Annotated in this window: 29 protein-coding genes; 13 read left to right on the top strand and 16 right to left on the bottom strand. The window is 67.8% G+C overall.

Features of this window, described 5'->3' with window-relative positions; all coding sequences use genetic code 11:
* Positions 1–71: 71 nt before the first annotated feature.
* The 3 genes from K6T84_RS17465 to K6T84_RS17455 all read left to right on the top strand — a co-directional run bounded on the left by K6T84_RS17465 (position 72) and on the right by K6T84_RS17455 (position 4,867).
* Positions 72–1,409, top strand: a complete 1,338-nt coding sequence (locus K6T84_RS17465) for a DEAD/DEAH box helicase (protein ID WP_225400252.1) — start codon at positions 72–74, stop codon at positions 1,407–1,409.
* 74 nt (positions 1,410–1,483) lie between these two features.
* On the top strand, positions 1,484–2,644 hold the full coding sequence (locus K6T84_RS17460) for an acyl-CoA dehydrogenase family protein (protein ID WP_225400251.1): 1,161 nt from the start codon (positions 1,484–1,486) through the stop codon (positions 2,642–2,644).
* 234 nt (positions 2,645–2,878) lie between these two features.
* The gene (locus K6T84_RS17455) at positions 2,879–4,867 is read left to right on the top strand and encodes an LGFP repeat-containing protein (RefSeq protein ID WP_225400250.1); all 1,989 of its coding nucleotides are present in this window, start codon (positions 2,879–2,881) and stop codon (positions 4,865–4,867) included.
* Here K6T84_RS17455 and K6T84_RS17450 read toward each other — a convergent pair whose 3' ends face one another.
* Together K6T84_RS17450 and K6T84_RS17445 are read right to left on the bottom strand one after the other, a co-directional pair.
* On the bottom strand, positions 4,868–5,896 hold the full coding sequence (locus K6T84_RS17450; protein WP_224860974.1) for an NAD(P)H-dependent flavin oxidoreductase: 1,029 nt from the start codon (positions 5,894–5,896) through the stop codon (positions 4,868–4,870).
* Entirely contained in the window at positions 5,848–6,528 is a 681-nt protein-coding gene (locus K6T84_RS17445; protein WP_224860972.1) for a helix-turn-helix transcriptional regulator, read from the bottom strand. Before K6T84_RS17445 ends, K6T84_RS17450 begins: the two co-directional genes overlap by 49 nt.
* An 89-nt stretch (positions 6,529–6,617) precedes the next feature.
* Between K6T84_RS17445 and folE the strand changes: the two genes are divergently transcribed.
* On the top strand, positions 6,618–7,214 hold the full coding sequence (gene folE, locus K6T84_RS17440) for a GTP cyclohydrolase I FolE (protein WP_224860970.1): 597 nt from the start codon (positions 6,618–6,620) through the stop codon (positions 7,212–7,214).
* 25 nt (positions 7,215–7,239) lie between these two features.
* Here folE and lexA read toward each other — a convergent pair whose 3' ends face one another.
* A complete protein-coding gene (gene lexA, locus K6T84_RS17435) occupies positions 7,240–7,923 on the bottom strand; it encodes a transcriptional repressor LexA (protein WP_224860968.1) in 684 nt (227 codons plus the stop codon).
* Positions 7,924–8,146: 223 nt separating this feature from the next.
* Here lexA and K6T84_RS17430 point away from each other — a divergent pair, with 223 nt between their 5' ends.
* The 3 genes from K6T84_RS17430 to K6T84_RS17420 all read left to right on the top strand — a co-directional run bounded on the left by K6T84_RS17430 (position 8,147) and on the right by K6T84_RS17420 (position 9,736).
* Positions 8,147–8,644, top strand: a complete 498-nt coding sequence (locus K6T84_RS17430; protein WP_224860966.1) for a LysM peptidoglycan-binding domain-containing protein — start codon at positions 8,147–8,149, stop codon at positions 8,642–8,644.
* A gap of 108 nt (positions 8,645–8,752) precedes the next feature.
* Positions 8,753–9,217, top strand: coding sequence for a transcriptional regulator NrdR (gene nrdR / locus K6T84_RS17425; RefSeq protein WP_224860964.1), 465 nt, complete (start codon positions 8,753–8,755; stop codon positions 9,215–9,217).
* Positions 9,218–9,253: 36 nt separating this feature from the next.
* A complete protein-coding gene (locus K6T84_RS17420; RefSeq protein ID WP_225396400.1) occupies positions 9,254–9,736 on the top strand; it encodes a peroxynitrite isomerase in 483 nt (160 codons plus the stop codon).
* Here the strand turns inward: K6T84_RS17420 and K6T84_RS17415 are convergent.
* The gene (locus K6T84_RS17415) at positions 9,733–10,689 is read right to left on the bottom strand and encodes a proteasome assembly chaperone family protein (protein WP_224860960.1); all 957 of its coding nucleotides are present in this window, start codon (positions 10,687–10,689) and stop codon (positions 9,733–9,735) included. The two genes, K6T84_RS17420 and K6T84_RS17415, sit on opposite strands and share 4 nt — an antisense overlap.
* Before the next feature lie 180 nt (positions 10,690–10,869).
* Entirely contained in the window at positions 10,870–12,285 is a 1,416-nt protein-coding gene (sthA, locus tag K6T84_RS17410; RefSeq protein ID WP_225400249.1) for a Si-specific NAD(P)(+) transhydrogenase, read from the bottom strand.
* A gap of 140 nt (positions 12,286–12,425) precedes the next feature.
* On the opposite strand from sthA, the gene K6T84_RS17405 reads away from it, so the two are divergent.
* Positions 12,426–13,484 carry a DUF4192 domain-containing protein gene (locus K6T84_RS17405; RefSeq protein ID WP_225400248.1) on the top strand — a complete coding sequence of 353 codons (1,059 nt, stop codon included), beginning with the start codon at positions 12,426–12,428 and terminating at the stop codon, positions 13,482–13,484.
* Positions 13,485–13,490: 6 nt separating this feature from the next.
* Here the strand turns inward: K6T84_RS17405 and K6T84_RS17400 are convergent, their stop codons facing one another.
* From K6T84_RS17400 to K6T84_RS17390, 3 genes are all read right to left on the bottom strand, one after another.
* On the bottom strand, positions 13,491–14,183 hold the full coding sequence (locus K6T84_RS17400; protein ID WP_224860954.1) for an iron-dependent transcriptional repressor DtxR: 693 nt from the start codon (positions 14,181–14,183) through the stop codon (positions 13,491–13,493).
* A gap of 54 nt (positions 14,184–14,237) precedes the next feature.
* A complete protein-coding gene (locus K6T84_RS17395) occupies positions 14,238–15,203 on the bottom strand; it encodes a sigma-70 family RNA polymerase sigma factor (protein WP_224860952.1) in 966 nt (321 codons plus the stop codon).
* A 128-nt stretch (positions 15,204–15,331) separates the two neighbouring features.
* On the bottom strand, positions 15,332–15,757 hold the full coding sequence (locus tag K6T84_RS17390) for a DUF3099 domain-containing protein (RefSeq protein ID WP_225402027.1): 426 nt from the start codon (positions 15,755–15,757) through the stop codon (positions 15,332–15,334).
* Positions 15,758–15,796: 39 nt separating this feature from the next.
* Here K6T84_RS17390 and K6T84_RS17385 point away from each other — a divergent pair, with 39 nt between their 5' ends.
* Positions 15,797–16,036, top strand: a complete 240-nt coding sequence (locus K6T84_RS17385) for a DUF3039 domain-containing protein (protein ID WP_224865833.1) — start codon at positions 15,797–15,799, stop codon at positions 16,034–16,036.
* Here K6T84_RS17385 and K6T84_RS17380 read toward each other — a convergent pair.
* The gene (locus K6T84_RS17380) at positions 16,023–16,970 is read right to left on the bottom strand and encodes a YihY/virulence factor BrkB family protein (RefSeq protein WP_224860950.1); all 948 of its coding nucleotides are present in this window, start codon (positions 16,968–16,970) and stop codon (positions 16,023–16,025) included. The two genes, K6T84_RS17385 and K6T84_RS17380, sit on opposite strands and share 14 nt — an antisense overlap.
* A 63-nt stretch (positions 16,971–17,033) precedes the next feature.
* Positions 17,034–17,228, bottom strand: coding sequence for a DUF7455 domain-containing protein (locus tag K6T84_RS17375; RefSeq protein ID WP_224860948.1), 195 nt, complete (start codon positions 17,226–17,228; stop codon positions 17,034–17,036).
* Positions 17,229–17,347: 119 nt separating this feature from the next.
* Here K6T84_RS17375 and K6T84_RS17370 point away from each other — a divergent pair, with 119 nt between their 5' ends.
* Complete coding sequence (locus K6T84_RS17370) at positions 17,348–17,701, top strand: DUF952 domain-containing protein (RefSeq protein WP_224860946.1); 354 nt, start codon at positions 17,348–17,350, stop codon at positions 17,699–17,701.
* Here the strand turns inward: K6T84_RS17370 and K6T84_RS17365 are convergent.
* The 5 genes from K6T84_RS17365 to cei all read right to left on the bottom strand — a co-directional run bounded on the left by K6T84_RS17365 (position 17,652) and on the right by cei (position 22,200).
* Positions 17,652–17,933, bottom strand: a complete 282-nt coding sequence (locus tag K6T84_RS17365) for a hypothetical protein (RefSeq protein ID WP_224860944.1) — start codon at positions 17,931–17,933, stop codon at positions 17,652–17,654. The two genes, K6T84_RS17370 and K6T84_RS17365, sit on opposite strands and share 50 nt — an antisense overlap.
* A 14-nt stretch (positions 17,934–17,947) precedes the next feature.
* Positions 17,948–19,024 (bottom strand): methyltransferase, encoded by a 1,077-nt coding sequence (locus tag K6T84_RS17360; protein WP_224860942.1) that lies wholly within the window; start codon positions 19,022–19,024, stop codon positions 17,948–17,950.
* Between the two features lie 10 nt (positions 19,025–19,034).
* On the bottom strand, positions 19,035–20,516 hold the full coding sequence (locus K6T84_RS17355; RefSeq protein WP_408066135.1) for an RNA polymerase sigma factor: 1,482 nt from the start codon (positions 20,514–20,516) through the stop codon (positions 19,035–19,037).
* 185 nt (positions 20,517–20,701) lie between these two features.
* Positions 20,702–21,520 carry a polyphosphate--glucose phosphotransferase gene (gene ppgK / locus K6T84_RS17350; protein ID WP_224860938.1) on the bottom strand — a complete coding sequence of 273 codons (819 nt, stop codon included), beginning with the start codon at positions 21,518–21,520 and terminating at the stop codon, positions 20,702–20,704.
* Between the two features lie 29 nt (positions 21,521–21,549).
* A complete protein-coding gene (gene cei / locus K6T84_RS17345) occupies positions 21,550–22,200 on the bottom strand; it encodes an envelope integrity protein Cei (RefSeq protein WP_224860936.1) in 651 nt (216 codons plus the stop codon).
* Between the two features lie 170 nt (positions 22,201–22,370).
* Here cei and K6T84_RS17340 point away from each other — a divergent pair, with 170 nt between their 5' ends.
* Positions 22,371–22,673, top strand: coding sequence for a DUF4193 domain-containing protein (locus K6T84_RS17340; protein ID WP_224860934.1), 303 nt, complete (start codon positions 22,371–22,373; stop codon positions 22,671–22,673).
* Between the two features lie 22 nt (positions 22,674–22,695).
* Here the strand turns inward: K6T84_RS17340 and K6T84_RS17335 are convergent, their stop codons facing one another.
* Entirely contained in the window at positions 22,696–23,175 is a 480-nt protein-coding gene (locus tag K6T84_RS17335) for a DUF3093 domain-containing protein (RefSeq protein ID WP_224860932.1), read from the bottom strand.
* 25 nt (positions 23,176–23,200) lie between these two features.
* Between K6T84_RS17335 and dut the strand changes: the two genes are divergently transcribed.
* Both dut and K6T84_RS17325 read left to right on the top strand, forming a co-directional pair.
* Positions 23,201–23,665, top strand: coding sequence for a dUTP diphosphatase (gene dut / locus K6T84_RS17330; protein WP_224860930.1), 465 nt, complete (start codon positions 23,201–23,203; stop codon positions 23,663–23,665).
* A 29-nt stretch (positions 23,666–23,694) separates the two neighbouring features.
* Positions 23,695–24,489, top strand: coding sequence for a DUF3710 domain-containing protein (locus tag K6T84_RS17325; protein ID WP_225400247.1), 795 nt, complete (start codon positions 23,695–23,697; stop codon positions 24,487–24,489).
* The last annotated feature ends 159 nt before the right edge of the window (positions 24,490–24,648 follow it).

Raw genomic sequence — 24,648 nt, 5'->3', positions numbered from 1 at the left:
CTCTTCTCGCGGCGATCGATTTTGCCCACCGGCAATCTCGCCCAACCCGATGCCCGAAAGGCACCACATTCATGACCACTAGTTTTGCCGACCTCGGCGTGCCCACACCTCTTGTGGCAGCGCTGAACTCCCAACAGCTCACTGCGGCGTTCCCGATTCAGGTGCGTACCCTGCCCGACACTCTGGCCGGCCGTGACGTGCTGGGCCGCGGAAAGACCGGCAGCGGAAAGACACTGGCGTTCTCAATTCCATTGGTGGCCAGGCTGTCTGAGGTTCGGCGGCGTCCGAACCGGCCGTCGGGTCTGGTGCTCGCGCCCACCCGTGAACTGGCCAGCCAGATCACCGAGACGGTGAAACCCCTTGCCGCTGCTTACGGGTTGAAGGTCACCACCATCTTCGGCGGGGTGTCCCAGAGTCGCCAGGAGACCGCGCTGAACGGCGGCGTCGACATCGTGGTGGCCTGCCCCGGCCGCCTGGAAGATCTGATGAAGCAGCGGCTGATCAGCCTGGATGCGGTGGCGATCACCGTTCTCGACGAAGCCGACCACATGGCCGACCTCGGTTTCCTGCCCGGCGTCACCCGGATTCTGGCGGCCACCCCCGCCACCGGTCAGCGGCTGCTGTTCTCGGCGACCCTGGACAACGGGGTGGACAAGCTGGTGCAGCGCTTCCTGCACGACCCGGTCTCGCACGCCGTCGATGACGGCAAGGACGCGCCGCCGCCGGCCATGACCCATCACGTGTTTCACGTCGCGGGCGCCCAGGACAAGAAGGACCTGGTGCACCGGCTGGCCTCCGGTACCGGTCGCCGGATCCTGTTCATGCGCACCAAGCACCAGGCCCGCAAGCTCGCCAAGCAGCTGACCGAGGCCGGGATCCCGTCGGTCGACCTGCACGGCAACCTGTCCCAGCCCGCGCGTGACCGCAACCTGGCCGCGTTCAGCACCGGGGAGGCCCGGGTGCTGGTGGCCACCGACATCGCCGCGCGCGGTGTGCACGTCGACGAGGTGGAGCTGGTGGTGCACGTCGACCCGCCGGCCGAGCACAAGGCCTACCTGCATCGCTCCGGGCGCACCGCACGTGCCGGCAGCGCCGGCGATGTGGTGACCGTCGTGCTGCCCGAACAGCGCAAGGACACCCAGGTGCTGCTGCGCCGGGCCGGCATCACGGTGGCGCCGGTACAGGTCGGCGCTGACTCCGGGCCGGTTCAGGCGCTGGTCGGCGAGGTCGCCCCGCTGCGGATGCCCGCTCCCAAGCCGGTCGTTCCGGCGCGTCCCGCGTCGCCGAAGGGCCAGGGCCGCGGTTCCGCTGGCGGTGGCGCCCGGCGGCGTCGTGGCCCGGCTCCGGCTGGATCGCAGCGGCCCGCACGACGCGGCGGCCCTCGCCGAAGTGGGGCGGACGCGCGGTAGGACCGCCGGTCCGACCAACCACTCGGTTGGTCTATTCTCGTCGGAAAGTTTCCGTCGATCCCGGAGGTCAGGCGATGAGCGCCGCAGTGAAGTACCAGCGAACCCTTTTCGAGGCCGAGCACGACCTGTTCCGGGAGTCCTTCCGGGCGTTCCTGGACCGCCACGTCGCGCCGCACCACGAGGAGTGGGAGAAGGCCAAGATCGTCGACCGCTCGGTCTGGCTCGAAGCAGGCAAGCAGGGCTTTCTGGGCATGGCCGTCCCCGAGGAGTACGGCGGCGGCGGCAACCCGGACTTCCGCTACAACACGATCGTCACCGAGGAAGTCACCGCCGGTCGTTACAGCGGGCTGGGTTTCGGCCTGCACAACGACGTCTGCGCGCCGTACCTGCTGGAACTGTGCAACGAAGAGCAGAAGCAGCGCTGGCTGCCCGGATTCTGCACCGGTGAACTCATCACCGCGATCGCCATGACCGAGCCGGGCACCGGCAGCGACCTGCAGGGCATCAAGACTCGCGCGGTCCGCCAGGGCGACCACTACGTGCTCAACGGCTCCAAGACGTTCATCACCAACGGCATCAACTCCGACCTGGTGATCGTGGTGGCCCAGACCGACCCGGAGAAGGGCGCGCAGGGGTTCAGTCTGCTGATGGTGGAGCGCGGCATGGAGGGCTTCGAGCGTGGCCGCCACCTGGACAAGATCGGCCTGGACGCCCAGGACACCGCCGAGTTGTCCTTCACCGACGTGCACGTCCCGGTGGAGAACCTGCTGGGCCAGGAGGGCATGGGCTTCATCTACCTCATGCAGAACCTTCCGCAGGAGCGCATCTCGATCGCGATCATGGCCGCCGCGGCGATGGAGGCGTCGCTGGAGCAGACGCTGACCTACACCAAGGAGCGAAAGGCGTTCGGCAAGTCGATCGGCAACTTCCAGAACAGCCGATTCGTACTGGCTGAGCTGGCCACCGAGGCCACCGTGGTGCGGATCATGGTCGACGAGTTCGTCCGGCTGCACCTGGACAAGCAGCTGACCGTGGAGCAGGCCGCGATGGCCAAGTGGTACACCACCGAGAAGCAGGTCCACCTGATCGACCGCTGCCTGCAGTTGCACGGCGGCTACGGCTACATGCGGGAATACCCGATCGCGCGGGCTTACATGGATTCCCGGGTGCAGACCATCTACGGCGGAACTACCGAGATCATGAAGGAGATCATCGGGCGCAGCCTGGGCGTGTAAAAAGCGGCGCGATCCGGTGCGCCAAGGGGCCTGTTTTCGGTCGATCCAGCCGTTTGACCTGCGGATTTGACCGAAGATTGGGCCCCGTCGGCGTCAGTTGGTTTTGGCATCGTTTTGGCATCGGCTGGGTCACTGTTTTCGCAATATCCATGTCTTGGCTTCGCAATTCGGGCCGATTGCGGGAAAGTCGATGCCGGGAAGAATTGCGTCTTTATGCGATGCCTGGGAGGGCTGGTGACTAGTCGGAGAGATCGATTCGGCAAGACGGCGGTGCGTGTGACGCTCGGCCTGGCGGCCTCGGTCGCCTTGCTGTTTTCGGTGCACACTGCAGCGGCCACGCCGGACAGCGACGCCCATGACGCCATCACCGCGGCCTGGGAGGCCGCCGGTGGAGACGGGTCACCGCTGGGTGCCCCCAAAGGTGACGTGCACCCGGCCGGTGCCGGATTCGCTCAGGAGTTCGCCGGCGGCGCGATGTTCTACACGCCGGAGACCGGCGCCAAGGCGCTATACGGCGCGATCCTCGACAAGTACCAGTCGTTGGGCGGCGCGGCGGACAGTGACCTGGGATTCCCCACCGGCGACGAGGTCCCCGGGCTGGTTCCCGACAGCCGGGTGGTCCTGCTGTCCGGCGACGACAAGCCGCTGATCTACTGGACGGGCGAGCACGGCGCGCACGTCGTCCGCGGACCGATCAACGCCGCCTGGGACGAGCTGGGCAGCTCAACCGGTGCCCTCGGGGTGCCGATCGACGACGAGAACTACGTCGGTGCCGTGGTCACCCAGAAGTTCAGCAACGGTGTGCTGTCCTTCGACGGTGCCACTCGGACGTTCACCACGCAGCCGCCGGATCTGGCGGCCAAGCTGGCTGAGCTGAAGGTTCAACTGGACCCGACTGCGGCGATCGACCAGGCCTGGCGCGGTGCGGGCGGCCCGTCGGGGTCGCTCGGGGCCAAGCAGGGCGGCGAGTACGGGGTCCCCAATGACGGTGTGGGCCAGGATTTCGCCCGCGGCAAGGTCTACTTCAGCCCGGCGACCGGCGCGAATGCGATCGACGGTGACGTCCTGGCCAAGTACGAGTCGCTGGGCGGTCCGGCCGGAAGTGACCTGGGTTTCCCGATCACCAGCACCGCCGACGGACAGCTGAGCGGCAGCAAGTTCAGCGCGTTCGCCGCCGACGACGAGCCGGTGATCTTCTTCAGCCCCGACAACGGCGCGTTCGTCGTGCGGGGCGCGATGAAGGTCGCCTGGGACAAGCTGGACGGCGCCTCCGGGGCGTTGGGTGCCCCGGTGGGTGACCAGACCGTCGACGGCGATGTGGTGTCGCAGAAGTTCACCGGCGGGCTTGTCAGCTGGAACCAGGCCACAAACGCCTACAGCACCGAGCCGGCCAAGCTGGCCCAGCAGCTGTCGGGTCTGCAGATACCCGGGGCGAACCTGCCCGAGGGCAGCACCGCCACGTCGACCGGTGCCGGTGAAGAGGGGCACTGGAACTGGCTGTGGGTGCTGATCCCGGTCGGGGTGCTCGCGGTGCTGGGTGCCGTGGCGGGTGGGGTCATGTGGTGGCAGCGCCGCCAGTCGGCCGCAGCGCCGGCGCCGGCCCCGGCGCGGGTGCCGGTCCCGATGCCGCCTGTCAACGACGACTACGACCACGACGACGAAGACCAGCAGTGGGCGCACCACGAGCAGAACGATCACGAGGGCACGGTTCGGTTGCCCAGCCGCTACGGCACATCGTTCGGGGCGACAGCAGAGACCGACCTACCCTCCCAGTCGATTCCGAGCGCGCCCTGGTTGCACTACGGCGAATCGGAAGCCGCCGCCGCCGCCGATGACGACGACGATGACGACACCGACACCGCGCCGACCCGGGTGGTCGCCGACGAGTTCGGCACCGGCCGGCACGCGGTCGGTCACGAGTCCTCAGGCGCAGAGCCGCGCTCGTATGGCGCGCCGGAGCCGCGCTCCTACGGAGCGCCCGAACCGGGGCTGTTCGGTGTGGCGGAGCCACGCGGCTTCACCGCCGACGAGTCGTCTCACCCGGTGATGCACCTGCCGTTGGACGATCCCTACCAGCAGCCGGCCGGTTACCCGATCAAGGCGAACATCGGTTCGGGGCTCTACTACACGCCGCAGAACGCGCTCTACGACGACACGCTCGCTGAGATCTGGTTCGCCACCGAGGAGGCCGCCCGGCTCAACGGGTTCACCAAAGCCGGCTGATCAGGGCGTCAGGCGCGCCAGCGCCTCGGCGGCGGGAACGATGTCGTGGATGCGGTGGATGGTCTCACCGGCATACAGAGCTGACCGGTCGACGATGGCGGGGTGCATTCCCGCCAGCGGCAGCGCCGGGGTGTAGAGCGGTACCGAGATCCGCTGCGCCGCCAGGATCGTGCCCTGGGCGCTGATGGGCAGCAACCTACTCAGCGGTGCGCTGATCCGGTTGAATCCCCGCGCCACCGCAGGGCCCAGTTCGTCTCGTGCACACCAGCGTTCGGTTGCGGCGTTCGGAACGACCCGGTGCGCGAGCGGCCACCCCATCCCGAACAGCATCGTGCGGATGGTTCGCTGCGCGCCCAGCACCCTCTGCTTGTAGCCCGGGTGTGCGCGTGATTCCTCGGTGAGCAGGAAGCGGGTTCCGGCGACCGCTCCGACGGCCCCGGCCGCGAGGAGGGCGGAGACGTCGTCGCCGTCGGCGATGCCGCCGGCCGCCAGCACCGGAGCGCCGTTGGCGGCATCGAGTACTTCGGGCAGCACCACCGAGAGCGGTCGGTCGGCCACCAGATGGCCGCCCGCCTCGACGCCCTGCGCGACCAGCCCGTCGGCGCCGGCAGCCAATGCCCGGCGGGCCTGGCCGGCATCACCGGCCGAGCACAGCACGAGAATGCGGGCCGCCCGCAGGGCGGCGATCCAGCGACCGGGAGCGCCGTCATGGAAGACCACCAGCGCGGCGCCGGTCGCGATGCAGGCGTCGATGTGGGCCCGGTGGGTGAAGGGCACCAGTAGGTTGGCCGCCACCGGTCGGCCGCCGGCCATCGCCACGGCACGATGCAGCTCGGTGGCGAAGCTGCGCGGGTCACTCAGCCCGATGGTGCCAAGTCCGCCTGCGGCCGAGACCGCGGCGGCCAGCTCGGCACTGGTCACGCCGCCGCCCATACCTGCCTGCATGACCGGGACGCTGAGTCCCAGTGTCTCCAGCACGTTCACCGATGTCGGCCGATGCGCCCGGGTGCGCGGACGGTGACGCAGCACCTCCGCTCGCAGGGTGTCAGGTCTGCCTGCTGCGGCGACACGTCGATGCCCTCCAACATGCCCTGGATCAGTTGCAGATTGAGCCCGCATACCGTTTCGGTGTGCTCCCGGGCCAGTCGTTCGAACGGGCAGTTGCGCAGTTCGATGTCGCCGTCGTCGGTGACCGCCGGCTCGTAGCCGTGTTCCCGCAGCGCATCGAGGATGCCGTGTTGGGCCGCCGTGATCCGGCCTGCCCGGCGTGCCGCCGACCAGACCGAGGTGCGCACCGTGCCGTCGCCATCGGCGTCCATCGCGGTGATCAGCAGGTCGGCCAGCAACCCGTAATTGCGTGGTGGCACGCTCACCGAGAGCTCATTGCGGGTGCGCTCGTAGCGCTTGGCGGGGCGCCCGGCGCCCGGACCGGAGCGGCCGGCCGGCCTGGCGTAACTCACCGAGAGGATTCCCGCCTCTGCGAGCTTGTCGAGGTGGTAGGCCGCCAAGGTGCGACTGATGCCGGCGGCTACCGCGGCGTCGTCGCGGGCCACGGGGTCGTCGCACGAGGCGATGTAGTGGTAGAGCCGTTGCCGTACCGGGTCGTCCAGGCTGCTCAACCCGGCTAGCGGATCAAGGCCGCCGCTGGCTGGGGTGCTCATCACCCCAATGTAACACCAATTAGTTTTGACAAATAGGGTCGGGTGTGGTCAATCTAAACGCAATGCTGATTGTCATAGGGGAGGCTTAGATGTCAGTGGCCGTGTACGCCGACCTGCGGGTGGCTGACCGTCCGGTTCCGGACCTGGACGCCGCTGAACAGGCCGCCGCGGCATTCCTGCACGCGCTGGGTATCTCCACCGCCGACGAGCAGCTGCGTAACACGCCGCGCCGGATGGCCCGCGCCTACGCCGAGATGTTCGCCCCGAAGCCGTTCGAGGCCACCACGTTCCCCAACGACGGGCGGTACGACGAGCTGGTCCTGGTCCGAGACATCCCGTTCCGGTCGGTCTGCGAGCACCACCTGCTGCCATTCACCGGGACCGCGTGCGTCGGCTACCTGCCCGGCGAGCGCATCCTCGGCCTGTCCAAGCTGGCCCGGGTCGTCGACTACTTCGCCGCCCGCCCGCAGGTGCAGGAGCGGCTGACCAAGCAGGTCGCCGACTGGCTCACCGACCACCTGCAGCCGCGTGCTGTGGGAGTGGTTCTTCGTGCAGAGCACAGCTGCATGACGTTGCGCGGGGTGCATGCCAGCGGATCGACCACCGTCACCTCAACCCTGCTGGGCACGCTGCGCACCGACGGACGGTCCCGTCAGGAGTTCTTCGCACTGGCCGGTATCGGCTGAGGCTGGGACTGACGGCGGTGTGCCGTCAGATCTTGCGGATGACCGTCACGACCTTGCCCAGCACCACCGCGTCGTTGCCCGGGATCGGGTCGAAAACGGGGTTGTGCGGCATCAGCCAGACCTGGCCACCGGTGCGCTTGAAGGTCTTGACGGTGGCTTCGCCGTCGATCATCGCGGCGACGATATCGCCGTTGTCGGCGACGTTCTGCTGACGAACCACCACCCAGTCGCCATCGCAGATCGCGGCGTCCACCATCGATTCGCCCACCACCTTGAGCAGGAACAGCTCGCCTTCGCCCACGAGTTCGCGGGGGAGTGGGAACACGTCCTCGACCGCCTCCTCGGCCAGGATCGGTCCACCGGCGGCGATCCGGCCCAGAACCGGCACGAAGGTGGGTTCGGGCAGTGCGTCCGAGCCCGCGAGGTCGGTGCGCGCGGCGCCGACCGTGGAGTCGTCCGCGCCGCGCACGTCGACGGCGCGTGGGCGGTTGGGATCGCGGCGCAGATAGCCCTTGCGCTCCAGCGTGCGCAGCTGGTGTGCGACCGACGACGTCGAGGTCAGCCCGACCGCGTCGCCGATCTCACGGATGCTCGGCGGGTAGCCGCGTTCGTTCACCGATGCGCGGATGACATCGAGGATGGTGCGCTGCCGCGCGGTCAACGGTGAGTCCGGCGAGCTGGTCGGCGTATTACTGCTGCTGTCGCTCATGGGTGCGAATGTAGTCGCCTCGAAACGAATTATCAAACATGTGTTCGAGGTGTGTCGCGCGGACGTTCGAAGGGTGGCGCTCGACGGGCCGGGTTGTCGGAGGGGCCCGCTAACGTGTTCGACAACGAATCGATCACATGTTCGGATATCGAACGTATTATCGATTATGATTCGAACAGTCGAGCGAACAGGCTCGCCGACTACGAGTGAGGGAGAACCGCACATGATGCTCACCGACACGTTCGCCCCGACCTTCGACCGGGCTGCGTCTGCGCCTGCGTCGGCCTATGGCCGGGCCGGGGCCCCCGCGCCGGCCCGCAGGCGCCCGGTGTCGACTCGCCCGGTGCGGCTGGCCCGCTCCCGGCCCGGTGGCGAGCCCCTGCGGCACCGCGGGACCGGTGTGTCGATGTCGCGCGCCGCGCACCGTCCGCGCCCGATCACCCCGGGTACCACGGTGCTGCTCGCTCTGATCGCTGCGGCGTTCACGGTGTGGCTCGGGCTGGTTGCACAGTTCGGCGCGGCGACGGCTGGAAGCGCTCCCGCGGTACCGGATCACCTTGGCGTGGTGCGGGTCCAGAGCGGGGAGAGCCTGCAGCACCTGGCGGCCCGGGTCGCCCCCGACGCGCCCACTCATCAGGTGGTCGAGCGGATCCGCGAGCTCAACGCCCTCGAGTCGGGCACGCTGGACGCCGGTCAGCCGCTGATCGCGCCGATCGGCTGACCCGAGGTGTCCGCCCGGCCGCGATTCGCGGCGACGGCGGGCCGCCGTCCGATGGTCGCGCAGGTACGCTCACAGTTGTCCCAGTGGCCCGAGGGCGAAGGAGCGGCCGTGCACTGCCCGTTTTGTCGCCATCCAGACTCACGGGTGGTGGATTCCCGCGAAACCGATGAGGGCCAGTCAATCCGGCGCCGGCGCTCGTGCCCCGAGTGCGGCCGCCGGTTCTCCACGGTGGAGACCGCGGTACTGGCGGTGGTCAAGCGCAGCGGAGTCACCGAGCCGTTCAGCCGGGAGAAGGTCGTCAGCGGGGTGCGCCGGGCCTGTCAGGGCCGCCAGGTCGACGACGACGCGCTGAATCTGTTGGCCCAGCAGGTGGAGGACGCGGTACGCGCCGCGGGTTCACCCGAGATCCCCAGCCACGAAGTCGGTTTGGCGATCCTCGGCCCGCTACGCGAACTCGACGAAGTGGCCTACCTGCGATTCGCCTCGGTATACCGCTCGTTCTCGTCGGCGGCCGACTTCGAGCGGGAGATCGAAGCGCTGCGCGAACACCGTGAGGTTCCCAGCACCAGTTGAGGGCCGGCGAGCGTCTCGGCGCACTACGCTTGCGCCATGGCACCCGACCTGCATCCCAATCTCGTCGAACTGGCTCCGCTGTTGGGCACCTGGTCCGGCCGAGGCCGCGGTATCTATCCCACGATCACATCATTCGACTACCTCGAAGAGGTGGTGTTCTCCCACGTCGGCAAGCCGTTTTTCGTTTACGGCCAGAAGACCAGATCCGCCGCCGACGGCCTGCCGTTGCACGCCGAGACCGGCTACTTGCGGGTGCCGGAGCCGGGCCGCATCGAATGGGTGCTGGCGCACCCGAGCGGCATCACCGAGATCGAGGTGGGCGGATACACGGTCGACGGCAACCGGATCGACCTGCAGATGTCCGCGCCGACCATCGGCCTGACGCCTACGGCCAAGGAGGTGTCGGCGCTGAGCCGGCACTATCGCCTCGACGGCGACGAGTTGTCCTACACCATGGACATGGGCGCGGTCGGCCAGCCGTCGCAGAATCACCTCACCGCGTCACTCCGGCGAAGCTAGTCGTCGTCGCTGTTCTTCCGGGCCTCCTGGGCCAGGAACCGTTCGAACTCGGCGCCGAGCTCATCAGCGCTGGGCAGATCCTCGTCGCGAGCCAGCAGTGACCGATTCTCCTGGGCCGAGACGAACGCGTCGTACTGGCGTTCCAGTGCGGTGACCACCTGCGCCACCTCGTCGCTCGCCCCGACCTGCTCGTCGATCTTGGTGCGGATGGCGGCGGCCGCCGTGCTGAGTTCGGCCAGCGGCAGCTCCAGGGCCCCGGTCTTGGCGGCCTGCTTGAGCAGTGCCTCGGCCGCCTCGGGGTAGTCGGTCTGGGACACGTAGTGCGGCACATGCACGGTGAACCCGACCACCTCGTGGCCGTGCTGGGCCATCCGGTACTCCAACAAGTTGGAGGCGCTGCCGGGGACCTGGACCTCGGTGATCCACGGAGTGAAGTCGGTGATCAGCTCACGGTTGCTCGAGTGCGCGGTCAGAGTCACCGGCCGGGTGTGCGGAACGGCCATCGGGATGGTGCCCAGACCGATGGTCCGCCGCACGCCGAGTCGCTCGGCCAACAGTCGCACCGCGGTGATGAATCGCTCCCACTTCAGGTCGGGTTCCATGCCCGCCAGCAGGAGGAAGGGTGTGCCCGCACTGTCACGCAGGGCGTACAGGCTGAGCTCGGGTTCGGTGTAGTGGGTGAAGTGATCGGACTTGAACGTCATCAGCGGACGCCGGGACCGGTAGTCCAGCAGGTCGTCGATCGCGAACGACGCCACCAACTCGCTATCGAGGGCGGCCTTGAGATGGCCGGCCGCCAGCCGGATCGCGTGACCGGCGTCGGAGAAGCCCTCCAGCGCATGGATCAGGACCGGACCCTCGCCGTCCGGTGTCGTCAGCTGCGGCGCCGGAACCTCCAGCTCGTACATGCCACTCTGGTCGGGCTGGTAGTGCCGGTCCGGGTGATCGGCCATGGCCTTCGCCTCCTCGTTGCGCGGATCTCACATGTGGATCGCACGGTCTAGTTTCCCCCAAGTCGGGCCGCACCGGGAAACCGATGCTCCACATGTGGTGGGCAACGCGCGCGGGTGCCGGGCGAATTCCCCCGGGCATGAGGAGTTCGCTCAGCGGTGAATCGCTGCGGGCTGGCGCTTTCAGCCGCGGAACTGTTGCAGGGCCCGCATCTTGTTCATCACGTCCAGTCCGGCGTTCTTGTAGGCCTCGGAGAACGTCGGATAGTTGAAGACCGCGTCGACCAGGTATTCTACCGTGCCACCGCACCCCATGATCGCCTGCCCGATGTGCACCATCTCGGTGGCGTTGGTCCCGAATATGTGTACACCGAGCAGAGTGAGATCGGTGGTGGACACCAGCAGCTTGAGCATTCCGTAGGAGTCGCCGGCGATCTGGCCGCGGGCCAGCTCCCGATAACGCGCCACGCCCACCTCGTAGGGCACCGCGTTGCGGGTGAGTTCCAGTTCGGTCTTGCCCACGTAGGAGACTTCGGGAATGGAATAGATCCCGATCGGCTGCAGGTCGGTGATTCCATCGGTCGGTTCGCCGAATGCGTGGTAGGCGGCCAGCCGGCCCTGCTCCATCGAGGTGGCGGCCAACGCGGGGAAGCCGATCACGTCCCCGACGGCGTAGATGTGTTCCACCGGTGTGCGGTAGTCGTCGTCGACCACGATACGGCCCCTGGGGTCGGCCTCCAGGCCGGCAGCCGCCAGGTCGAGGTGAGCGGTATGCCCTTGGCGGCCGGCGGAATACATCACCGTCTCGGCGGGAATCTGCTTGCCGCTGGCCAAGGTGGTGACCGTCCCGGTCGGGCTGACCTCGACAGCGGTAACCTCCTCGCCGAACCGGAAGGTCACCGCCAGATCGCGCAGGTGAAAACGCAGCGCCTCAACCACTTCGGGGTCGCAGAACTCCAGCATCGAATCGCGCTTCTCTACCACCGTCACCCGGGTTCCCAACGCGGCGAACATCGATGCGTACTCGATCCCGATGACGCCGGCGCCGACCACCACCATCGAGGACGGGATGAACCGTAGGTCGAGGATTCCGTCGGAGTCCAGCACCCGTTCCTCGTCGAAGGCAACCCCGGGTGGCCGGACGGGTTGGGTGCCGGTGGCGATGACGATGTAATCGCCTGTGACGGTGGTTTTTTCGGCGCGCTGGGACTCTTCGACGACGATCGTGTGCGGGTCGATGAATCGGCCGTGGCCGACGAGCAGATCGATGCGGTTGCGCATCAACTGGTTTCGCACGACTTCGATTTCCTTGCCGATCACGTGCTGGGTGCGTGCGAGCAGATCGGCGGGGGTGATCTTGTCCTTGACCCGATAGCTGGCCCCGTACAGTTCGCGTTGGCTCATCCCGGTCAGGTAGAGCACCGCCTCACGCAGTGTCTTGGACGGAATGGTGCCGGTGTTGACACAGACGCCGCCGATCATCCGGCCGCGCTCGATGACCGCGACGGACTTGCCGAGTTTGGCCGAGGCGATCGCGGCCTTCTGTCCCCCGGGACCTGAACCGATGACGACGACGTCGTACTCACGTTTCGAATCCATGACACTGACACTTACCTTCATTCACCGCGTCGTGTACGTCGAACACCCCTTGTTCACAGTTGCCGGTTCATCCCCAGCGCGGCGGCCTTCGATGATCCGGCGTGCCCTTGGTGACGGTGGTGGTCGTCACCGTTGCTGTCATGACAACCAAGCAACCGGAATTCACCCTCAGTCGTCCCGGAGCGCTGATCGCAGCGCTGCCGGCCATCCTCGGCTTCGTGCCGGAGAGCTCCCTGGTCCTGGTGTCGGTCGACGATGGCGAGCTCGGCTCGGTGCTGCGGGTCGACCTGTCCGAGGAGCTCGCCGACTCGATCGGCCACCTTGCCGATGTTGCCGCAGCCGCGGCACCGGAAAAGGCCATCGCGGTGATCGTCGACGCGCACGGCGCCTGCTGTCCGGTCTGCAGCGACGAGCACCGCAGACTGATCGGCGCACTGGAGCAGGAGCTGTCGCGCAACGACATCGGGCTGCTCGCGGCGCACGTGGTCGATGAGGTGGCGCCCGGCGGGCGCTGGCACTGTGCTGACGGCTGCGGTGCGGGCGGCACAGTCGATGACCCCGCAGCCTCCCCGCTGGCCGCCGCAGCGGTGCTGGAGGGCCGAGCGCTCTATCGCCGGCGGTCGGACCTGCAGGCGGTGATCGCCCCCGACGACGCGGCGCGCAGCGCCGCTGTGGCCGCCGCGATCGACGACGCCGCGGCAGACCGGGCCGCCGCAGCAGCCGGCGATGCCCGCGGACTGGCCCGCCGGGACGTCGAACAGGCGGTGGCGGCCATCGTTGCAATGGCCGTCGGCCGGATGCCGGGTGGCACCGAACTGGCCCGGCTGGGTGCCTCGTTGAGCGACGTGCTGGTCCGGGACACCCTGTGTGCGTTGGCGATCAGTGAGCATTCCGGCGCCGCCGAGATGCTGTGGTCAACCCTGGCGCGAAGCCTTCCCGAACCGTGGCGGGCCGAGGCTCTGGTGCTGGTGGCGTTCAGCGCCTACGCGCGCGGGGACGGGCCGCTGGCCGGGGTGTCGCTGGATGCCGCACTGCGATGTGTGCCCCAGCACCGGATGGCGGGCCTACTCGACACGGCCCTGCAGTCGGGGCTGCGGCCGGATCGGATCCGAGGATTGGCCGATACCGGCTACCGGTTGGCGCGGCAGCTCGGGGTGCGGTTGCCCCAACGCCAGGAACTCGGTCAGCGGGCGGGCTGAACCGGGTCAGACCTTCTGGACCTTGACCGCGTGGGCCATCTCGTAGGGCAGGCTCACGTCGGTGTGTCCGGGAATCACGATGGTGACGCCGTCGTCCTCGTCGGCCTCGACGGTCACCCGGGCGTTGGGAACCACGCCCGCCTCCTTGAGTCGGGTGATCAGGTCGATGTCGCCCTGGACGTGTTCGGTGAGCTGACGCACAACCACCGCCACCGCCGCACCGGCCGGCAGCTCGGTCAGCCGGACCAGGTCGGAATCCCAGCCGCGGGAGTCCCCGCCGAAACCCAGATCCGGTAGCCCGGGAATCGGGTTGCCGAAGGGTGAGGTGGTTGGGTTGTCGAGCACCTGCACCAGGCGGCGCTCGACGTCCTCGCTCATCACGTGCTCCCACCGGCACGCCTCGGCGTGGACGTCCTCCAACGGCAGGCCGATGATGTCGACCAGCAGCCGTTCGGCGAGCCGGTGCTTGCGCATCACCGACACGGCCAGGTTGCGACCCTTCTCGGTGAGTTCGAGGTGTCGATCGCCGGCCACCCTCAGCAGCCCGTCGCGCTCCATCCGGGACACCGTCTGGCTGACGGTCGGCCCACTCTGCTCCAGGCGCTCGGCAATCCGCGCGCGCAGCGGGGTGACACCTTCTTCCTCAAGGTCGTAGATCGTCCTGAGGTACATCTCGGTGGTATCGACCAAGTCATTCATTCGGCGCCTTCCGTCGCCGCCGAGTCTACTTCGGCGGCCCGGCGCAACGGTGCGTCAGCTCGCGTAGGAACGCAGCCGGTCGGCCCGGTCGCCGTGACGTAGCTTCGACATCACCTCGCGCTCGATCTGGCGGACCCGCTCGCGGGACAGCCCGAAGAGCTTGCCGATCTGGTCGAGCGTGCGCGGCTGACCGTCGTCGAGTCCGAAGCGCAGGCGGATCACCTGGTGCTCACGCTCGTCGAGGGTCGCCAGCACACTGCGAATGTCGGTGTGCAGCAACTCGGCGATCACCGCGTTCTCCGCCGACATCGCCTCGGAGTCCTCGATGAAGTCACCCAGCGGGGCCTCCTCGTCGGAGCCGACCGGCATGTCCAGGCTCACCGGGTCGCGGCTGTGCTCCAGCAGGTCGTTGATCTTCTCCACCGGAATACCCGACTCGGCGGACAGTTCCTCGTCGGTGGCCTCGCGGCCGAGCTGCTGGTGCATCTCGCGCTTGATCCGGGCCAGCTTGTTGACCTGTTCGACCAGGTGGACAGGCAGTCGGATGGTGCGGCTCTGATCGGCCATGCCGCGGGTGATGGCCTGGCGAATCCACCAGGTGGCGTAGGTGGAGAACTTGAATCCCTTTGCGTAGTCGAACTTCTCCATCGCGCGGATCAGGCCCAGGTTGCCTTCCTGGATCAGGTCCAGCAGGGGCATGCCCCGCCCGGTGTAGCGCTTGGCCAGCGACACGACCAGGCGCAGATTGGCTTCGAGCAGGTGCTGGCGGGCCGCCTGGCCGTCGCGGGCCACGATGGCCAGTTCGCGCTTGCGCTTCTCGCCGAACCGTGGGCGGCTGTCGAGTAGATGCTGTGCGTAGAGCCCGGCCTCGATACGTTTGGCGAGCTCGACCTCGTCGGCGGCGTTGAGCAGTGCGGTCTTGCCGATGCCGTTGAGGTACACCCGAACCAGGTCGGCGGCTGGGCTCTGAGAGTCCAGATCCCTGTCGATCCGACTGATGGTTGCATCTGCCCTTGCCATTGCGGCCTCCCGTTGATCGGCTTCAGCTGTCACAGGTGACAACGCTCGACTCGGGTGCAGAGTTCCCGCGGGATCGCTTTTCCACACCTCTTGACGTGCGGAAACGGGCCTTAGATTTTGAGAATGTACTAAGAACCGGTACCTTGCGGCGATTCGCCGGGAGGCTCATCGGAGTTTGGGCCGGTTCCCGGGTGCTCAAGCTCGGGGCGTGAGCCGGTGGGGAACAGCGGGGTGTGGGTCGGCGCGGCCTCGTATCTGCGGGGCTCCTCGGCGCTGCGGGGCGGCCGGTCGTTGGCGATCAGCACCGCCATCCACGGCAGCGGGATCGACCCGAGCAGGATCAGCAGCGAGATCAGGCCGTTGTGCCACAAGTTGTAGGCCACCGCGGCCAGTATCAGTGCCGGAACACGGAACGCCATCAGCAACAGATATTTGCGCACCCGTTCGCGGTGCTGCTGCTCATAGGACGGTGCGGCGGCGGTGATGAGCACCGGCCGGCCTTCGTCGTCGAAACCCAACTCGGGGCCGTGCCTCATGTTTCCACTGTCCCACACCTGCGCTTGGGAGTGGCAGGGCACAATGGAGCGATGGGAATCCAGACCGACACCCTCGAACGCACCGATGCCGATGAACGCGTCGACGACGGGACTGATGGCGATACCCCGAAGTATTTCCATTACGTCAAGAAGGACAAGATCGCCGAGAGCGCGGTGATGGGCACGCACGTCGTCGCGTTGTGCGGCGAGGTTTTCCCGGTGACCAAGTCGGCCAAGCCCGGGTCGCCGGTCTGCCCGGACTGCAAGCGGATCTACGCCACCCTCAAGAAGGATTGACCGGATCGGTGTCATGACCGACCCGGCCGGTGTGTGACACCACCCAGTTGCGGAACTGGTGCAGGTGCGTGGTCTGTGCCGGCCACTCCTCCTGGATGGCGGCGTTCAACTCCGCGCCCATCATGATCGCGAAGCCCAGCAGAAACGCGAACAGCAGGAATGCTATCGGCGTGGCCAACGCGCCATAGGTGTAGCCGGTGCTGGTGATGTAGCGCAGGTAGATCCGCAAGCCCATGGTGGCGACCACGAATACCGTGGTGGCCAGCACGGCCCCGATCACCAGGCGATGCGAGGGCAGTGGCCTGGGCAGTGAAACGCGGTAGAGGACGGTCACAGACACCAGCAGGCCCAACACCAGCGTGGGGTAGTAGGCGAACCGCAGCAGATCTGTCCAGCTTTCCGGCAGGTGTTCGGCCACCGCGTGCGGCCCCAGGGCGGCGAACGGCGCGCAGGCCACCGCGATCACCAGCATCGCCACGTAGAGGCCCAGTGCGAAGAATCGCTGGCGCACCGGATGGCGCAGCGGTGTCTGCCCGTGCGCCTCGACCACCGAGTCGACAAAGGCCGAGACCGCCGACGAACCGGCCCACAGCGAGATGACGAAGCCCAGTGACACCACCTCGCCGCGTGCGTTGGCGACGATGTCGCGCACCGTGGGTTCGATGATCTCGACCACGACGTTCTTCGAGAAGAAGCTGCTGGCCATGCCGATCAGCCGGTCCTGGATGGTCCCCAGGGTGTCCGGGCCGAACAGCGGCGCCACATAGGACAGGCTGCCCAGCATCCCGAGCAGCAGCGGTGGCAGCGACAGCACCGACCAGAAGCCGGCCTGGGCCGACTCGGCGAAGATCGAGTCGTCCCAGCTCTTGACCAGGGTGCGGCGCGCAATGCGCAGGAGGTGGCTACGGGAAGGTCTGGGGATTTGGTCAGTCATGACCAGCCCAGCATTCCTGACGGAAGGTGCTACCGCACAATCGCTGCCGTCGGCGTGTTGGATCTAGACCTCGCCCGCGGAACTGGTGTGCAGCACGGCGGCCAGCTCGACCAGCTTGGCTTCGTGCTCGTTGGCGTGGTGCTGGCAGAAGAGCAGCTCGGCTCCGGAGGGCAGCGTGGCGCGCACCTGGGCGGCGGCGCCGCACCGGTCGCATCGATCAGCCCGAGTGAGCTCAGGACTGGTCAGAGTCGCGTTCATGGGCTCCTCCGTATCTCGCGGGTCAGTCAAGTGTGTCAGACGCTTGCGCGTTCGGCGTTGTTCCCGGCTTTGGCTGTGTCGTGTGTCACCACACGCGCCGGTGCGGCAGGATCGGATCGATGAACGACAACGGCATCCTCGTGCACCTGTGCAGCGACCGGGACTGGGCGAGCGCCCAGCGCAGCGGGGCACTGCGTCCGGAGTCCCTGGACGACGTCGGCTTCGTGCATCTGTCCACACCGGAGCAGGTGCATCTGCCCGCAAACCGGTTATACCAAGGGCGAACGGATCTCGTTCTGCTGCAAGTGGATTCAACAAAAGTGGGGGCGCCGGTGCGGTGGGAGCCCGGCGTGCCGGGCGATCCGGATGCGATGCTGTTCCCGCATCTGTACGGGCCGTTGCCGACCGACGCGGTGGTCGGCGTCAGGGCGTATCAGCCGGGCCCGGACGGGCGGTTCGACGCGGCGGATTGATGTTGATCGGGGTGGTGGGCTTGGCCGCGCTGACCCTGGTTCGTTCGCTGCGGGCGAACGTGTTCTGTGCCTTGTTGATCAGCGCGACGGGCACCCGGGGCCACGCGGCGGCCACCGCGTTGAGGGCGGCCAGCACCGCGGGGTCCAGATCGGCATCGGCCGGCGCCAGGTGACCGTGGTCCACCGCCCGCTTGAGTAGTGCGGAGAACGTCCGGGGTGCATCGGTCGGCATGATCGGCGTCCGTCTCAGACGGCTCGGGCTTCGACGATCGACATCGGGCCGGTGGTGGGCACCACCCGACGAAGCTCGAATCCCGCCTTGGCCAGCAGCTCGGCGTACTCGCGCTCGGTGCGTTCCTGGCCGCTGCCGGCCACCAGCATCTCCAAGTCGAGCAGAAACCCCGGGTGGGCGGGCGCGCCGTCGGGCAGCACCATCTCGATCAGCAGCACCTTGCCGTGTGGCGCGATGACACTGCGGATGTTGCGCAAGATCGCCAGGGACTTCTCGTCGTCCCAGTCGTGGATGACGGTCTTGAGCAGGTAGGTATCGCCGTCCGGGGGAATCGACTCGAAGAATGACCCGCCCTGGATATCGCAGCGCGACGCCACGTCGGCCACCGCCGTGCCGGCGCCGGCCACCACCTGCGGCAGGTCGAACAGCACCCCGCGTGCCTGTGGGGCTTGCCGCAACACCGCGGCCAGCAGTGCGCCATGCCCGCCACCGACATCCACGATCAGCTTGCTGGTGCTGAAATCGTAGGCGGGAACAGCGCTTTCGATCGCGACCGTGGAAGCCCCGGTCATGGCGTCGTTGAAGACCTGCGCCAGCTCCGGGTCGGTGTCCAGGTACTCGAAAAACGGCATCCCGCGCAACTTGGCGACGGCCGTCTCACCGGTCCGCACCGAGTGCTGGAGATGGGACCAATGCTCGCGGTGACGCGGGTGGCCGATGAACGCGATCATCGAGGCGACGCTGCCCGGACCATCGGAGACCAGGGCGCGGCCGGTGCGGGTCAGCGCGAATCGGCCGTCTTGACGCAGTCTGAACACCGACTGGCTGGCCAATGCACGCATCAGCCGGTAGGTGGCGGCCGGATCGCTACCCGCTGTTCGTGCGACATCCTCCGCGGTCAGCGGACCGGCTTTGAGTGCATCGGGGATCCCCAGCTGCACTGCGGTGACCATTGCCTGGGTCAGCCAGCCGCCGAACCCGAGCTCCATGACGGCGACGGAGGCGGGGACGGTGGCCTGGCGCAGACGCTGCAGACCACCACGAAACGCATTGACGGCATTGAGCACTGCCGCCGGCGGCGATTTGGGCATCCGCGTGACGTTAGTCGAGGTAGTCGCGTAGGACCTGGGATCGGCTCGGGTGCCGCAGCTTCGACATCGTCTTGGACTCGATCTGACGGATGCGTTCGCGGGTCACCCCGTAGACCTGCCCGATCTCGTCGAGCGTGCGGGGCTGGCCGTCGGTCAGGCCGAAGCGCAGTCGCACCACGCCGGCCTCGCGCTCCGAAAGCGTCTCCAGCACCGACTGCAGCTGGTCCTGCAGGAGGGTGAACGAGACAGCGTCGACAGCCACCACGGCCTCGGAGTCCTCGATGAAGTCACCGAGCTGCGAGTCGCCCTCGTCACCGATGGTCTGGTCCAGCGAGATCGGCTCCCGGGCGTATTGCTGGATCTCCAGCACCTTCTCCGGGGTGATGTCCATCTCGCGGGCGAGCTCTTCGGGCGTGGGCTCGCGGCCGAGGTCCTGCAGCAGTTCGCGCTGGATACGGCCGAGCTTGTTGATCACCTCGACCATGTGGACCGGGATACGGATCGTGCGCGCCTGGTCGGCCATCGCGCGGGTGATCGCCTGGCGGATCCACCAGGTGGCGTAGGTGGAGAACTTGTAGCCCTTGGTGTAGTCGAACTTCTCCACCGCGCGGATCAGGCCAAGGTTGCCCTCCTGGATCAGGTCCAGGAACGCCATCCCGCGACCGGTGTAACGCTTGGCCAGCGACACCACCAGTCGTAGGTTGGCCTCCAGCAGGTGGTTCTTGGCCCGGTCGCCGTCGCGGCAGATCCAGGCCATGTCACGCCGGTAGGCGACGGCCAGCTTCTCGCCCTTCTCGGAATGCTCGGTCATCTTCTGAGTGGCGAACAGGCCGGCCTCGATGCGCTTGGCCAGCTCGACTTCTTCTTCGGCGTTGAGCAGCGCCACCTTGCCGATCTGCTTGAGGTAGGCGCGCACGGAGTCGGCCGAGGCAGTGAGCTCGGCGTCCTTGCGGGCTTGGCGCAGCGCTTCGGATTCCTCTTCGTCCCAGACGAAATCGCCTGAGGCCTTGTCCTTCTCGCTCGGCTCGGCGATCTCTTCGTCTTCTTCGTCGGCCGCACTGCCGGCCGCGACGGCGGCCGGTCCGGGCGCGGCTTCGTCGGTGCCGCCGTCTTCGAGGTCGTCGTCGATGGCTACGTCCTCGCCGACGTCGATGTCGTCGTCACCGGGCTCGCCGTCGAGTTCGGTGTCGAGATCCTCGGGAGTGGCTTCGGCGTCGTTGGTCTCGGCGGCGGTCGCCTTCTTCGCCCGGCTGGTGCGGGCCTTGGGCTTGGCGTCGGCGTCGCCGGCGGCCTTCTTGGCGGGGGCGCTCTTGGTCGCCGTGCGCGCTGTGGTCTTGGTGGCCTTGCGGGCGGGAGCCGCGGCCTTGGTGGCCTTGGCTGCGGTGCGCTTGGCCGGTGCGGCTGCGGCCTTGACGGGCGTCTTGGCGGCGGCCTTGGTGGCGGTGCGCTTCTTCGGCTCCTCAGTCGCCGGCTGTGCCTTGCTCGCTGCCACGTCCACCCCTTCGGTCGGACTGACTTCCGGTGTGCAGGGCTGCGCACGACCGAAAGTGTCGGGTATGTCGGATATCGGCTCTATATCAGTTGGGAGATCAACCGGGATAGTTCGCCGCTATCGGTTAGTCGGCCGCCGCGGACCATTGTAACGACAGGCCGCGGCGATCGCTGAACCGGCGGAACTCAGTGTGTGGCGTCGGCAGCTGACGCCATTGCCGCCCCGACGATCCCCGCGCTGTTCTGCAGAGTGGCGGCGACCACCGGAGTCCGGTTACCCAGCAGCGGCACCCACCGGTCGGCCTTGCGGCTGATGCCGCCACCCACGATGATCAGGTCGGGGCACAGGGCGTCCTCGATCGCGATCAGCACCCGCGTCACCTGCTTGGACCACTTCTCCATGGACCAGTTGCGGCGTTCCTTGACCGAAGCGGCCGCACGGTGCTCGGCCTCCTTGCCGCCCACGTCGATGTGCCCGAGTTCGGTGTTGGGCAACAGTTTTCCGTCGTGTATCACCGCCGAGCCGATCCCGGTCCCGAACGTCAGCAACACGACGACCCCGTGGTGGTCGCGGCCCGCCCCGAAGCGCACTTCGGCCAGGCCCGCGGCGTCCGCGTCGTTGAGGACGGTGACCGGTTGGCCGTCGAGTTCGGCGGCGATCGTGTCCCGCGCGTTGAGACCGATCCAGGAACTGTCCACGTTGGCGGCGGTCTGCACGACCCCGTCGACCACCACGCCGGGATAGGTGACACCGAGCGGGCCGGTCCAGCCGAAGTCCCGGACCACCGCCGCGACGGTCTGGGCGACCAGGGTCGGCGTGGCGGGGCTGGGGGTGGGCAGCTTGAATCGTTCGCCGATCAGCGTCCCGGTGTCCAGATCGACCACGCCGCCCTTGATCCCGCTGCCGCCCACGTCCACGCCGAAACCGCGGCGCTGCGGCCACACCCCTCCGGTCGGGACGGCGGAAGCGCCGGCCGGGCCGGGCGTCGGTTGGGTGCCGGTCATCGGGTCTCCTCGTCGTCGGCGATCGGTGGTCAGCAGGTGCCGGAATGGATCTTGGTCAACAGGGCCCGGTCGGGCAGCCCGGTGGCATCCGGACGCAGTCCGGCCAGTGCTGCCTCGATGTCGTCACTGTGCGCCAGGCTGACGAAGTCGCTTCCGACCGCCAGGTCGACGGAGTCGTCGGTGCGGTCGTCGCGGAACAGTTCCGCGCACGGCGCGACCAGCCAAACGGCGGCCGCGGCGGCTTGGCCCGCCTGGCCGAAACGAATCTGGCCGTGGCAGTCCAGCGGGTCGCCTGCGTAGATCGGATCGTTGGCCGCGGTCGGCTGCGGAAAGCCCTCGTCGCGCAGCGCGTCGGCGGTGTCGGCGGCCTGCCCGGCCCGCCCGCTGGCGTTGAGGACACGGGCCTTGACCTCGGCCAACTTGGCCGGGGTCGCGGTGATCATCGCCGCGCTCGCCACCTTGGTGCCCAGTCGCGGCTGGTCAGGCTCGGTCGGAGCCGGCGGCGCGTTGCACACCGCCACCTCATGGACGTCGGCCGGCCGGGTCAGTGCGACCCCCCAGGCGACCGCGGTCAGCAGGGCCAGGCAGGCCAGGGCGTAGGCCGCCGGCCGGTTGTTGCGCCGCCGGAACGGCAGGCCATGCTTGTCGAACTCGGTGCCGGAGGTGATTTGCGTGACCACGTAACGCACTCTAAAGGGCGCGCGGACCGGCGATAACCGTGGTCAGGGGATGAATGTGATACAAATCACAGTTGATCTTGCCGTGAACCGGGCACGAATCATTTGGTGGATGCGTTCGACGCTGGTACAAAGCTCGCGCAGGGTTACGAGGGGAGTGAGGGGAGAAGACGATGGCTACCGACTACGACGCACCGCGGCGCACCGAGAGCGACGATGTTTCCGAGGATTCGCTGGAGGAGCTCAAAGCGCGGCGCAACGAAGCGCAATCTGCCGTCGTCGACGTCGACGAATCGGAATCCGCCGAATCCTTCGAGCTGCCCGGCGCGGACCTGTCCGGCGAAGAGCTGTCGGTGCGTGTCGTCCCCAAACAAGCCGACGAATTCACCTGTTCGAGCTGTTTCCTGGTGCAGCACCGCAGTCGTCTGGCCAGTGAGAAGAACGGCGTGATGATCTGCACCGACTGCGTGGCCTGACGGGCGGACCCCTCCTCGCCCGTCAATCGTTCTGCAGGGCCGCCAGCATCCGCTGTGGATTCCGGCAACTGAACAGCCAATACGGTGTCGGGTCGTCGGGGTCGTCGAGGACCACCAGCACCAACGGGCCCACCCAGCCACGATGCGCGACATAGGCCGCGGGATCGAGCTGGCGTCCCAGCGCCGCCGACTTGGCCGACTGCGGAACCTCGGCGCTGCGCGCGATCACCTCGGTGGGCAGATGCGCCTCGCCGACCCAGAGCTGCCTGCGCCCCCCGCTCTCGGTGACCCGCACCTGGATGCGACCCAGCCACAGCAGTGCGGCGACGGTCATTGCGAAGAACGCGGCGAACGGCAGCCACCCCGGCAGGTTGCGCAGGCCCAGCCGGACCTCGTAGGCCATCAGACCGGTACCCAGCAATCCCAGTGGCCACCACCACCACGGCACCCACAGCTGCTCCCGGTAGTGCACCGTTTGTGATGCGACATGCGATCCCGACACGGGGCTAAGGGTAGTCTTGCGCCTCGTGTCGCAACGTCTGGCGGTTGTCCGCCTGGATCCCGATCTGCCGCTCCCGAGCCGCGCTCATGCCGGTGACGCCGGTGTCGACCTCTACAGTGCGGTCGACGTCGAACTGGGCCCTGGTGAACGTGCCCTGGTGGCCACCGGCATCGCGGTGGCGATACCGTTGGGAATGGTGGGTTTGGTGCATCCACGGTCGGGTTTGGCCGCACGCGTTGGTCTTTCGATCGTGAACAGTCCGGGAACGATCGACGCCGGCTATCGCGGTGAGGTCAAGATCTCGTTGATCAACCTCGACCCGGCGACGCCGATCCAGATCCACCGCGGCGACCGGATCGCCCAACTGCTGGTCCAGCGGGTTGAGCTTCCCGAGCTGGTCGAGGTGGGCTCGTTCGACGAGGCCGGGCTGGCCGCCACCACCCGGGGCGCCGACGGACACGGTTCGTCGGGCGGCCATGCGAGTTTGTAATAGCGAAGTGACGAAGATGGGTGGGCGTGATGGCATTCGGTAGGGGCAAAGGCGGATCGGCCGGCGAGCCCACCGGTGATTCGGACCTGGGTGGTCTTGAGCCGCAGGACGACGAGGTCGACTTCGGCGAGGAGCTCGACGGCCCTTTCGACATCGAGGACTTCGACGACCCGGCGGCTGCGACCACGGCCCGCCTCGACTTGGGTTCGGTGCTGGTGCCGATGCCCGAGGGCGCCCAGGTTCAGGTCGAACTGAGCGATGCCGGTGTGCCCAGCGCGGTGTGGCTGGTGACGGCCAACGGGCGGTTCAACATCGCGGCCTATGCCGCGCCGAAGTCTGCCGGATTGTGGCGTGAGGTGGCCGGCGAGTTGGCCGATGCGCTGCGTAAGGACTCCGCCAGCGTCAGCATCGTCGACGGCCCGTGGGGCCGGGAGGTGCTCGGTTCGGCGACCGGCTCCGTCCGTTTCATCGGCGTGGACGGTTATCGCTGGATGGTGCGGTGCGTGGTCAACGGCCGGCCGGAGACCATGGACGCGCTGACCGCGCAGGCCCGGGAAGCCTTGGCGGACACCGTTGTCCGTCGCGGTGACACCCCGATGCCGGTGCGTACCCCGCTGCCGGTGCAGCTGCCCGAGCCGATGGCCGAGCAGTTGCGGGCCGCTGCGGCGCAACAGGCTCAACAGGCCCAACAGGCTCAACAGGCCCAACAGGCTCAACAGGCCCAACCGGCCCAGCCGGCCCCGCCGCCTCCGGCCGAGCCGGCCGCGCGCCGCAGTGTCGAGGGCTCGGCGATGCAGCAGCTACGGACTATCACCGGCGGTTAACGAGCCTCGACGGAGGAGAGGCGAAGTTGGGCCGCCGTTTAGGCACCGGCGGTTAACGAGCCTCGACGGAGGAGAGGCGAAGTTGGACCGCCATTTAGGCACCGGCGGCTGATATGTAGGGAAGTTTGTCAAGGGCAGGGTGAAGCGGCGGCCACGACC

The organism is Mycobacterium zoologicum (genome assembly GCF_020181635.2).
In the GTDB taxonomy this organism is placed as follows: Bacteria; Actinomycetota; Actinomycetes; order Mycobacteriales; family Mycobacteriaceae; genus Mycobacterium; species Mycobacterium zoologicum.
Note: the sequence above shows the minus strand (reverse complement) of the source record. Positions and strands in the feature narration are given on the sequence as shown.

Bases quoted from the DNA above. Each gene is read 5' to 3' on its own strand.
- K6T84_RS17465 (WP_225400252.1), top strand. From the start codon at position 72: ATGACCACTAGTTTTGCCGACCTCGGCGTGCCCACACCTCTTGTGGCA.
- K6T84_RS17460 (WP_225400251.1), top strand. From the start codon at position 1,484: ATGAGCGCCGCAGTGAAGTACCAGCGAACCCTTTTCGAGGCCGAGCAC.
- K6T84_RS17445 (WP_224860972.1), bottom strand. From the start codon at position 6,528: ATGAGCACCCCAGCCAGCGGCGGCCTTGATCCGCTAGCCGGGTTGAGC.
- folE (WP_224860970.1), top strand. From the start codon at position 6,618: ATGTCAGTGGCCGTGTACGCCGACCTGCGGGTGGCTGACCGTCCGGTT.
- lexA (WP_224860968.1), bottom strand. From the start codon at position 7,923: ATGAGCGACAGCAGCAGTAATACGCCGACCAGCTCGCCGGACTCACCG.
- K6T84_RS17430 (WP_224860966.1), top strand. From the start codon at position 8,147: ATGATGCTCACCGACACGTTCGCCCCGACCTTCGACCGGGCTGCGTCT.
- K6T84_RS17420 (WP_225396400.1), top strand. From the start codon at position 9,254: ATGGCACCCGACCTGCATCCCAATCTCGTCGAACTGGCTCCGCTGTTG.
- K6T84_RS17415 (WP_224860960.1), bottom strand. From the start codon at position 10,689: ATGGCCGATCACCCGGACCGGCACTACCAGCCCGACCAGAGTGGCATG.
- sthA (WP_225400249.1), bottom strand. From the start codon at position 12,285: ATGGATTCGAAACGTGAGTACGACGTCGTCGTCATCGGTTCAGGTCCC.
- K6T84_RS17405 (WP_225400248.1), top strand. From the start codon at position 12,426: ATGACAACCAAGCAACCGGAATTCACCCTCAGTCGTCCCGGAGCGCTG.
- K6T84_RS17400 (WP_224860954.1), bottom strand. From the start codon at position 14,183: ATGAATGACTTGGTCGATACCACCGAGATGTACCTCAGGACGATCTAC.
- K6T84_RS17395 (WP_224860952.1), bottom strand. From the start codon at position 15,203: ATGGCAAGGGCAGATGCAACCATCAGTCGGATCGACAGGGATCTGGAC.
- K6T84_RS17380 (WP_224860950.1), bottom strand. From the start codon at position 16,970: ATGACTGACCAAATCCCCAGACCTTCCCGTAGCCACCTCCTGCGCATT.
- K6T84_RS17375 (WP_224860948.1), bottom strand. From the start codon at position 17,228: ATGAACGCGACTCTGACCAGTCCTGAGCTCACTCGGGCTGATCGATGC.
- K6T84_RS17370 (WP_224860946.1), top strand. From the start codon at position 17,348: ATGAACGACAACGGCATCCTCGTGCACCTGTGCAGCGACCGGGACTGG.
- K6T84_RS17365 (WP_224860944.1), bottom strand. From the start codon at position 17,933: ATGCCGACCGATGCACCCCGGACGTTCTCCGCACTACTCAAGCGGGCG.
- K6T84_RS17360 (WP_224860942.1), bottom strand. From the start codon at position 19,024: ATGCCCAAATCGCCGCCGGCGGCAGTGCTCAATGCCGTCAATGCGTTT.
- ppgK (WP_224860938.1), bottom strand. From the start codon at position 21,520: ATGACCGGCACCCAACCGACGCCCGGCCCGGCCGGCGCTTCCGCCGTC.
- K6T84_RS17340 (WP_224860934.1), top strand. From the start codon at position 22,371: ATGGCTACCGACTACGACGCACCGCGGCGCACCGAGAGCGACGATGTT.
- K6T84_RS17325 (WP_225400247.1), top strand. From the start codon at position 23,695: ATGGCATTCGGTAGGGGCAAAGGCGGATCGGCCGGCGAGCCCACCGGT.